This window comes from Bacillus sp. 7894-2, from assembly GCF_002272225.1.
Taxonomy (GTDB): domain Bacteria; phylum Bacillota; class Bacilli; order Bacillales; family Cytobacillaceae; genus Cytobacillus.
In genome coordinates, this window is the sequence record NZ_NPDG01000176.1 from 1 (window position 1) to 257 (window position 257).

Consider the following 257-nt stretch of genomic DNA (forward strand, 5'->3'; position numbering starts at 1 on the left):
AGCTTGCTCCCTGAAGTCAGCGGCGGACGGGTGAGTAACACGTGGGCAACCTGCCTGTAAGACTGGGATAACTCCGGGAAACCGGGGCTAATACCGGATAATTCTTTTCCTCTCATGAGGAAAAGCTGAAAGATGGTTTCGGCTATCACTTACAGATGGGCCCGCGGCGCATTAGCTAGTTGGTGAGGTAACGGCTCACCAAGGCCACGATGCGTAGCCGACCTGAGAGGGTGATCGGCCACACTGGGACTGAGACA

General features: G+C 55.6%; 1 rRNA gene. It reads left to right on the top strand.

Annotated features, from left to right (window positions below):
- Positions 1-257 (top strand): 16S ribosomal RNA (locus tag CHI10_RS22035); the annotation flags it as partial.